The sequence below is a fragment of the Streptococcus oralis genome, assembly GCF_001578705.1.
Classification (GTDB): domain Bacteria; phylum Bacillota; class Bacilli; order Lactobacillales; family Streptococcaceae; genus Streptococcus; species Streptococcus oralis_J.
Genome location: NZ_KQ969037.1, coordinates 1,179,363 through 1,188,840, shown reverse-complemented (window position 1 = coordinate 1,188,840; position 9,478 = coordinate 1,179,363). Strand labels below are relative to the sequence as shown.

At 43.1% G+C, this 9,478-nt stretch carries 2 protein-coding genes and 1 pseudogene; 1 reads left to right on the top strand and 2 read right to left on the bottom strand.

Going from position 1 to position 9,478, the window contains the following annotated elements; translation table 11 throughout:
- Nucleotides 1-46: 46 nt before the first annotated feature.
- Both SORDD05_RS09850 and SORDD05_RS05815 read right to left on the bottom strand, forming a co-directional pair.
- A pseudogene (locus SORDD05_RS09850) lies at nt 47-1,398 on the bottom strand (transposase).
- Nucleotides 1,399-1,708: 310 nt separating this feature from the next.
- A complete protein-coding gene (locus SORDD05_RS05815) occupies nt 1,709-5,425 on the bottom strand; it encodes a pullulanase (RefSeq protein WP_061417742.1) in 3,717 nt (1,238 codons plus the stop codon).
- A gap of 441 nt (nt 5,426-5,866) precedes the next feature.
- Here SORDD05_RS05815 and rpoB point away from each other — a divergent pair, with 441 nt between their 5' ends.
- A complete protein-coding gene (gene rpoB / locus SORDD05_RS05810; protein WP_061417739.1) occupies nt 5,867-9,478 on the top strand; it encodes a DNA-directed RNA polymerase subunit beta in 3,612 nt (1,203 codons plus the stop codon).

Sequence of the window (9,478 nt, the reverse complement as noted above, 5' to 3'; positions counted from 1 at the left end):
TTTATTGACTAAGATACTTAAGTGAGTATCTTTTTTTGGCTCTTTGTCAACTGTAGTGGATTGAAGAAAAGCTAAGATCGAGAAAGGACAAATTTTGTCCTTTCTTTTTTTATGTTCAGAGTGATGAAAATCTATTTTTTGAAGTTTTCAAAGTTTCGAAAACCAAAGGCATTTCGTTTGATGAGTTTAATGAGATTATTAGTCGCCTCTAATTTTGCGTTAGAATAGGGTAGTTGAAGGGCGTTGACAATGTTCTCTTTATCTTTGAGGAAGGTTTTAAAGACAGTCTGAAAAAGAGGATGAACCAGCTTTAGATTGTCCTCAATGAGTCCGAAAAATTTCTCGGGTTCCTTATTCTGAAAGTGAAAAAGCAAGAGTTGGTAGAGATGATAGTGGTGTTTTAAGTCTTCTGAATAGCTCAAAAGCTTGTCTAGAATTTCTCTATTCGTTAAGTGCATACGAAAAGCAGGGCGATAAAATCTCTTATCGCTGAGTTTACGGCTTTCTTGTTGAATGAGCTTCCAGTAGCGCTTGATAGCCTTGTATTCATGGGATTTTCTATCGAATTGGTTCATGATTTGGACCCGCACACGGCTCATAGCACGGCTTAAGTGTTGCACAATGTGAAAGCGATCCAATACAATTTTTGCATTTGGGAGTGAAACAGTCTGGTAGACTGTTTCAGCCTGAGCCTAGAAATTCGAAAGCGAAGTCGTTTAGCCAAGTCATAGTAAGGGCTAAATATATCCATCGTAATGATTTTCACCTGCCAACGGACGGCTTGATTGTAGCGAAGAAAATGATTTCGGATGATAGTTTGTGTCCTGCCTTCAAGGACAGCGATGATATTGAGCTTGTCAAAATCTTGCGCAATGAAACTCATCTTTATCTCCCGATTGAAACAGTCACTCCCCTGACTGTTTCAACGTCCCAGGACATAATCTCAGGAAGTCGGCTAAAGTCATGTTTAAAGTGAAAGTTATTGAGCTTGCGAATGACAGTTGAAGTTGAAATGGCCAGCTGATAAGTAATATCAGTCATAGAGGTCTTTTCAATCAACTTTTGAGCAATTTTTTGGTTGATAATACGAGGGATTTGGTGCTTTTTCTTGACGAGAGAAGTCTCAGCGACCAACATTTTCGAACAATGATAGCACTTGAAACGACGTTTTTTCAGAAGAATTCTAGTAGGCATACCAGTCATTTCAAGGTAAGGAATCTTAGAGGTTTTTTGGAAGTCATATTTCTTCATTTGGGTTCCGCAATCAGGACAAGATGGGGCATCGTAGTCCAGTTTAGCGATGATTTCCTTGAAGGTATCTCTATTAACAACATCCATAATTTGGATATTAGGGTCTTTAATATCGAGTAGTTTTGTGATAAAATGTAATGGTTCCATATGATTCTTTCTAATGATGGTTTGGTCGCTTTTCATTATAGATCTTATGGGACTTTTTTTCTACAACAAAATAGGCTCCATAATATCCATAGGGGATTTACCCACTACAAATATTATAGAGCCTGCAAACAACACCCCATGACTAGAAGATTCTTCTAACCATGGGGTGTTTTCTCTATAGGAGGGCTAGGTTATACTCTTCGAAAATCTCTTTAAACCAGGTCAGCTTCGCCTTATCTACAACCTCAAAGCTGTGCTTTGAGCAGCCTGTGGCTAATTTCCTAGTTTACTCTTTGATTTTCATTGAGTGTTAGTTCTTTTTCTTGTTTTTTATCAACCATCCAAGTCCAAGAAGGGCAAGGATGCTGAATCCAGCAAGGGCAAGGAGGGATTTGCTCTCAGTTCCTGTGTTTGGAAGGAGGTTCTGAGAGTGAGCCTCTGCAGCAGTTTCTTGAGTTTCAGGATTGGCTGCTAGGTTTTGAGCTTGGCCTTGTTCTGGTTCAACTTTCAAGCTAGAAAAATCAAATTCTGGTTTTTCTTCCACAGCTGGAGCGACAATGGCACCACCTTGAGACAAGCGGAGAACGACAGCAGTGAGAGCGTTTAATTTCAAGCCTTTTTCGGTCCATTCGAGACCTTGAGGATTGGCAATTCCTACGAATCCTGCTTGGTTTTCATCAGCCAAAACTTCGGCCTTTCTTAAGTGAGCAAATGCAGTTCCCAAGTTGAATTCTCGAGCCTTACTATCCGCATTGACAAAGACTGCGTAGACATCTCCATTTGGAGCGGTGATTTGGTAGCCGATGACTACGTCTTCTTTTTCAACACCATTTTGGCCTGGGACAGTAATGAGTTGGACGCGTTCTTTGATATCTTGTAGACTCTTGAGGCGGAAGGCGTCTGTAGATTGACGAAGAGCGATCAATCCTTTCATGTAGTCACGGCTCTTGACATTTTCAGGATATGCTTTGCTATCTGTAGCCTTGGTCCAATCAAACTTGTTGACAGCATCACTAGAGTCGTAAGAGTCATGGATAAAGTAAGGATAGACAAATGGCTTGCCGTCTTTGTCACGTAACAAGTGAGACTTGTTTGGAACCTTATCGTCTGGAACAGGAGTCTTATAGGCTGGATCAAGGAATTGTTTGGTACGTCCGTATTCCTGACCAGAGTGGATAAACGGAGTTCCTTGAGCAGTCAAGACCATGAGGTTTCCAAGTCGCAAACGGCGATGGATTTCAGCGTAGTTCTCAGCCTTGCTTGGGTCTTTTTTGATCGACTGGGCAATGATGTCAAAGAGGGTCAAGTTATCATGGGCTGCGATATACTGGATAACATCTCCAGGACTGTCTGCTTCAAAGTTGGTTGGTTGGGCAATGAGATTTTTAAAGATGGTATTGATATCTCGTTTGCCACCTGTTATAAAGGCAGGTTGACCTTCGTTTGGATAGCCAGACTTGAGGTTGTTGCGGATGTCGTCTGAAAAGACAGCGACAGTATCTGTTTTCTTCATCCAATCTTGGTCGGCAGGTTGTACAAGCGCATTTTCATCACCAGTATAGGTTCTCCAGCCTTCACCTAGCATGATAAGATTTGGATTGAGGGCGCGTGCAGCCTTGTAAGCTTCTTCAATTGAAGCAGCATCGTGGTCACCCATCATATCGAAGCGGAAACCATCTACTTTGTAAGTTTCAACCAGATACTTGATAGAGTCTACCAAGACACGTTTAGACATGTAGTGGGTAGTTCCCAAACGGCCGCCTCCAAAGCTAGTACGTGGAGTTCCGTCTGCGTCCATAAAGTGATAGTAGTTTGGCTCAATATCTTCAAAAATGTCAACATTGGCAGTATGGTTGTAGACCACGTCCAAGATAGCCCCCATGCCACGTTTGTGGATTTCGTTGATGAGGTTTTTGAATTCGGCAATTCGTTTTTCTGGATCCTTAGGATCGCTTGAGTACATACCAGTCAAGGAGAAGTAGTTTTGAGGGTCATATCCCCAGTTGTAGTTGCTGTTGCTTGAAGCGTAGGCAGATAAACGTTCATGGTTTTTCAATTCATTGACAAAGTAGTAAGACAAGACTGGAAGGAGTTGGATATGAGTCACACCCAAGTCTTTGAGATAGTCTAGTTTTTCGATAAAGGCTTCAAAGGTACCAAATGGTTTGGTCAAGTCTTTTGCGATGGCAGGATCCGAAGTGAAGTCACGCACATGAGCTTCATAGATGACGGCATCTTCACGCGATTTGAAGTTGCGAATCTTCCCATAGGTCAAGTCTTGCGGACCTAACTTCGCTGGATCGACAAAGGCAGCCTTAGCAACTTTATGGGCAGCGTCTGTTTTTGCAAGATCGCTGTTCCAAGCTGCTAACGATTTAGCATAAGGGTCAAGAACGAGGACAGTTTTACCTTGGCGCTCGATTTGGTAGTGGTAGTAGTAGCCAGTGTAGTTGCTGATACCGAGACCAGAGTTTGCATCCAGAGTTTGTTTCCAGGTGCCTTTTTCTCCTTTTTCAAGGGCAACAGTTCCGACTACTTTTTCAGGATCTTTCTTGTCATATACGACAACGGAAACCTTATCAGCGCTTGGAGACCAGAGGGTGAGGTCAACACGCTTGCCATCTTCTTTTAGAGTTGCGCCGAGTGGACCATCGTAACTGTAGGACTCATCCTTGAGGCGCCAGCTTGAACGTGTGGTAAAGCGGTCTGAATTGTAGCTGACAGTGTACGGGTGTTGGGTGTCAGAGAAGTCGCCGATGTAGGTCACTTTTTTACCTGTCTCATCCACTTCCACGTCTGTGATAGCTACTTTATTCCCTTGGTAATCAGTGATGCTGGAGTGTTTGAGGATATCGTCTTTCTTAGCTCCAACGAGGGTAGAAAAACTGCTTTCGATACGAGATTTAGCCACGTGTTGGGCACCAGTCATACGGATATCGTGAACGTAGTAGGGGTTGGTATAGATGGTTTCGTCATCATCTTTGAGGAAAATCTGACTGTGATTTTTTAGATCAGTGAATTTATAATCTTCTTTTCTGATTTTCACATCATCGCCTTTCTTGCTTTCGTCTAGTAATAAAAATCCAAATTCTCTCGCAGCTTCATTGAGTGGGATATCAATGTAGCGACCATATTTTCCAGTTGCGGTAAAGTCAGTACCGTCAGGCCATTCTCCACTGCTTGGGTTTTTGACATCGCCCCAATACCAAAGAGATTTTTTGTCATAGTTGCCATCGGTGCGGTAGTAGTTGACACGAATAGTTCCTGCTGGTTGAGGGCGATAATTGTATACCTTGTAGTTTTCATCTAGCCAGGCCTCGTTCATTTTTGGAGAGAGGCGCTCTACAGAACGATCCCCTGTCAGGTTATCCCCCTTGGTATTGTTGATAAGGAAGCTGACTTTCTTGGCTTGCTCATTTTTGAGTTTGACATCTAGATAATAGCCGTAGTCATCTTGCTTGGCATCCTTGAAGGACTTGGCTCCATTGGGCCAGTTTTCAGACGGCTTTTCAACATCGTCCCAAGTCCAAAGACCTTGAGAATCTTTGTTTTCTTCAGGGAGTTTTTTTACATGGATACGGAAGTGGTTGTCTGCGATGGGTTCTTCAGAAGATGTGTCAGCTTGTGGTTTTTGATCTGAAGTTGGCGTTGAAGTGCTGGCATCTACTTTCTCTTCCTTGCTGTTAGCCTGGCTTGTAGTAGCATCTTCTGTTTTAGGTGTTTCTGGTGCTGTAGTAGTTTCCGCAGCTGTAGCTTCTTTTTTAGCGTCAAGGGAAGCGTTTGCATTCTTTTGTTCAGAAATAGGCGTTTCCTTTTGAGTTTGACTAGTTTCAGTCTCAGTAGGAGCCTTGGTCACTACGCTAGTATTCTCCTGAGTTTGAGGAAGGTTTTCGTTGGCCGAAATAGTTGGCATTGCAGCAGAAAGTAGGACAATACTAGCACCAATAAGGACAGAACCAGTTCCGTTCTTCAAGGAACGAATACCGTAAATCATTTTTTTCTCAGTTTGAGATGGGATCTTTTTCATCACAATTCTCCTTGTGTAGTTGTTCCCTATCAGTATAGCACGAGGTAAACATTAATGCAAGCGTTTTCCTAATTTTTGAGAGAAAATATAATGCTTCATTCTCTTGAAATTTAGCAATAATATATAGGAAAAAATTGTTTGAAAAATGGTAAAAAATCTTGAAAAATCTAGCTAAATAAGGTATAATATGAGTAATCATTTGTCGTAGGTTTTGTCTGAAATATTGTCCAGACAAGGCTCACAGCAGTTAAATCTTCTGAAAAAGTCAGATTTAGCTGCTCTTTTTGTGCTTTTTTTCAGGTTTTTGAGTGTTTGTAACAAAGATTTAAAGATTCTGAAAATTCATCAAAGGGACACGGTGATAGGGGTTTAAAAAACCATATGACGATTAGAAAAGCCTGATTGACAAGGCTTGGAACTTATTTACAAAGGAGAATCATCTTGGCAGGACATGACGTTCAATACGGGAAACATCGTACCCGTCGTAGTTTTTCAAGAATCAAAGAAGTTCTTGACTTACCAAATTTGATTGAAATTCAAACGGATTCATTCAAAGATTTCCTAGATCACGGTCTTAAGGAAGTGTTTGAAGATGTATTGCCAATTTCAAACTTCACAGACACAATGGAGTTGGAATTTGTTGGCTATGAAATCAAGGAACCAAAATACACGCTCGAAGAAGCACGTATCCACGATGCTAGCTACTCAGCACCAATTTTTGTAACCTTCCGCTTGATTAATAAAGAAACAGGCGAAATCAAGACTCAAGAAGTCTTCTTTGGTGATTTCCCAATCATGACCGAAATGGGTACTTTCATCATCAATGGTGGTGAACGTATTATCGTTTCTCAGTTGGTCCGCTCACCAGGTGTTTACTTTAATGACAAAGTAGATAAGAACGGTAAAGTGGGTTACGGTTCTACTGTTATCCCTAACCGTGGAGCTTGGTTGGAACTTGAAAGCGACTCAAAAGACATCGCTTATACTCGTATCGACCGTACTCGTAAGATTCCATTTACGACCTTGGTTCGTGCGCTTGGTTTCTCAGGTGATGATGAAATCTTTGATATCTTTGGTGATAGTGAGTTGGTTCGCAATACTGTTGAAAAAGATATCCACAAGAATCCAATGGACTCTCGTACAGACGAAGCCTTGAAAGAAATCTACGAACGCCTTCGTCCAGGTGAGCCTAAGACTGCTGAAAGCTCACGTAGCTTGCTTGTGGCTCGTTTCTTTGATCCACGTCGCTACGATTTGGCAGCTGTTGGTCGTTATAAGATCAATAAAAAATTGAACATCAAGACACGCTTGCTCAACCAAACCATCGCTGAGCCATTGGTAGACCCTGAAACTGGTGAAATCTTGGTAGAAGCGGGTACCGTTATGACTCGTAGCGTGATTGAAAGTATCGAGAGTCACTTGGATGGCGACTTGAACAAGATCGTTTATATTCCAAACGATGCAGCTGTTCTGACAGAACCAGTTGTGCTTCAAAAATTTAAGGTTGTTGCCCCAACGGACCCAGACCGTGTTGTAACCATCATCGGAAATGCTAATCCAGACGACAAGGTTCGTGTTGTAACTCCTGCGGATATCCTTGCTGAAATGAGCTACTTCCTCAACTTGGCGGAAGGTATCGGCCGTGTGGATGATATCGACCACCTTGGAAACCGTCGTATCCGTGCAGTTGGTGAATTGCTTGCCAACCAAGTACGTCTTGGGCTTTCTCGTATGGAACGTAATGTCCGTGAACGTATGTCTGTTCAAGACAATGAAGTCTTGACACCACAACAAATCATCAATATCCGTCCTGTAACAGCTGCGGTTAAAGAATTCTTTGGTTCATCACAGTTGTCGCAGTTCATGGACCAACACAACCCGCTTTCTGAGTTGTCTCACAAACGCCGTTTGTCAGCCTTAGGACCTGGTGGTTTGACTCGTGACCGTGCTGGATATGAAGTACGTGACGTGCACTATACTCACTATGGACGTATGTGTCCAATCGAGACACCTGAAGGACCTAACATCGGTTTGATCAATAACTTGTCATCTTACGGGCACTTGAACAAATATGGTTTTGTTCAAACACCATACCGTAAGGTTGACCGTGAAACAGGTGTTGTGACCAACGAAATCGTTTGGTTGACAGCCGATGAAGAAGATGAATTTACTGTAGCACAGGCCAATTCTCGTCTGAATGAAGATGGAACATTTGCTGAGAAAGTTGTCATGGGACGTCACCAAGGGGTCAACCAAGAGTATCCAGCTAATGTTGTTGACTACATGGACGTGTCACCAAAACAAGTAGTTGCCGTTGCGACTGCATGTATTCCTTTCTTGGAAAACGATGACTCCAACCGTGCCCTCATGGGTGCCAACATGCAACGTCAGGCTGTACCATTGATCGATCCAAAAGCGCCTTACGTTGGTACTGGTATGGAATACCAAGCAGCTCATGACTCAGGTGCAGCTGTTATTGCTCAGTATGATGGTAAAGTTACTTACGCAGATGCTGACAAGGTAGAAGTACGCCGTGAAGATGGTTCGCTAGATGTTTACCATATCCAAAAATTCCGTCGTTCAAACTCAGGTACTGCTTACAACCAACGCACTCTCGTTAAAGTTGGCGATGTCGTTGAAAAAGGCGACTTTATCGCTGACGGACCTTCTATGGAAAAAGGGGAAATGGCACTTGGACAAAACCCAATCGTTGCCTACATGACATGGGAAGGTTACAACTTTGAGGATGCCGTTATCATGAGCGAACGCTTGGTCAAAGACGATGTCTACACATCTGTCCACCTCGAAGAATACGAATCAGAAACGCGTGATACAAAGCTTGGGCCTGAAGAAATTACTCGTGAAATTCCAAACGTTGGGGAAGATGCCCTTAAAAACCTTGACGAAATGGGAATTATCCGTATTGGTGCCGAAGTTAAAGAAGGGGACATCCTTGTAGGGAAAGTCACACCTAAGGGTGAGAAAGACCTCTCAGCTGAAGAACGTCTCTTGCACGCTATCTTCGGAGACAAGTCTCGTGAAGTGCGTGATACTTCTCTTCGTGTACCACACGGTGCCGATGGTGTCGTTCGTGATGTTAAGATCTTTACACGTGCAAATGGAGATGAGCTGCAATCAGGCGTTAACATGCTGGTTCGCGTCTACATCGCTCAAAAACGTAAGATCAAGGTCGGAGATAAGATGGCCGGACGTCACGGAAACAAAGGGGTTGTCTCTCGTATCGTTCCTGTAGAAGACATGCCTTACCTTCCAGACGGAACCCCAGTCGATATCATGTTGAACCCACTTGGGGTGCCATCACGTATGAATATCGGTCAGGTTATGGAACTCCACCTTGGTATGGCAGCCCGTACTCTTGGTATCCACATCGCAACACCAGTCTTTGACGGAGCAAGTTCTGAAGACCTTTGGGACACTGTCAAAGAAGCAGGTATGGACAGCGATGCTAAAACAATCCTTTACGATGGCCGTACTGGTGAGCCGTTTGACAACCGTGTATCAGTTGGTGTCATGTACATGATCAAACTCCACCACATGGTTGATGATAAATTGCACGCGCGTTCAGTCGGACCTTACTCAACCGTTACTCAACAGCCACTTGGAGGTAAAGCTCAGTTTGGTGGACAACGTTTCGGTGAGATGGAGGTTTGGGCTCTTGAAGCCTACGGTGCGTCAAATGTTCTTCAAGAAATCTTGACTTACAAATCTGACGATATCAACGGACGTTTGAGAGCTTATGAAGCTATTACAAAAGGAAAACCAATTCCAAAACCAGGTGTTCCAGAATCCTTCCGAGTTCTTGTAAAAGAATTGCAATCTCTTGGTCTTGACATGCGTGTTCTTGACGAAGATGACCAAGAAGTGGAACTTCGCGACTTGGATGAAGGAATGGACGAAGATGTCATCCACGTAGATGACCTTGAAAAAGCCCGCGAAAAAGCAGCCCAAGAGGCTAAAGCAGCCTTTGAAGCTGAAGAAGCTGAGAAAGCAACAAAAGCGGAAGCAACAGAAGAAGCTGCTGAACAAGAATAA

What these genes read in the sequence shown, in the direction of transcription:
- SORDD05_RS05815 (WP_061417742.1), bottom strand. Translation starts at nt 5,425, where the DNA reads ATGAAAAAGATCCCATCTCAAACTGAGAAAAAAATGATTTACGGTATT.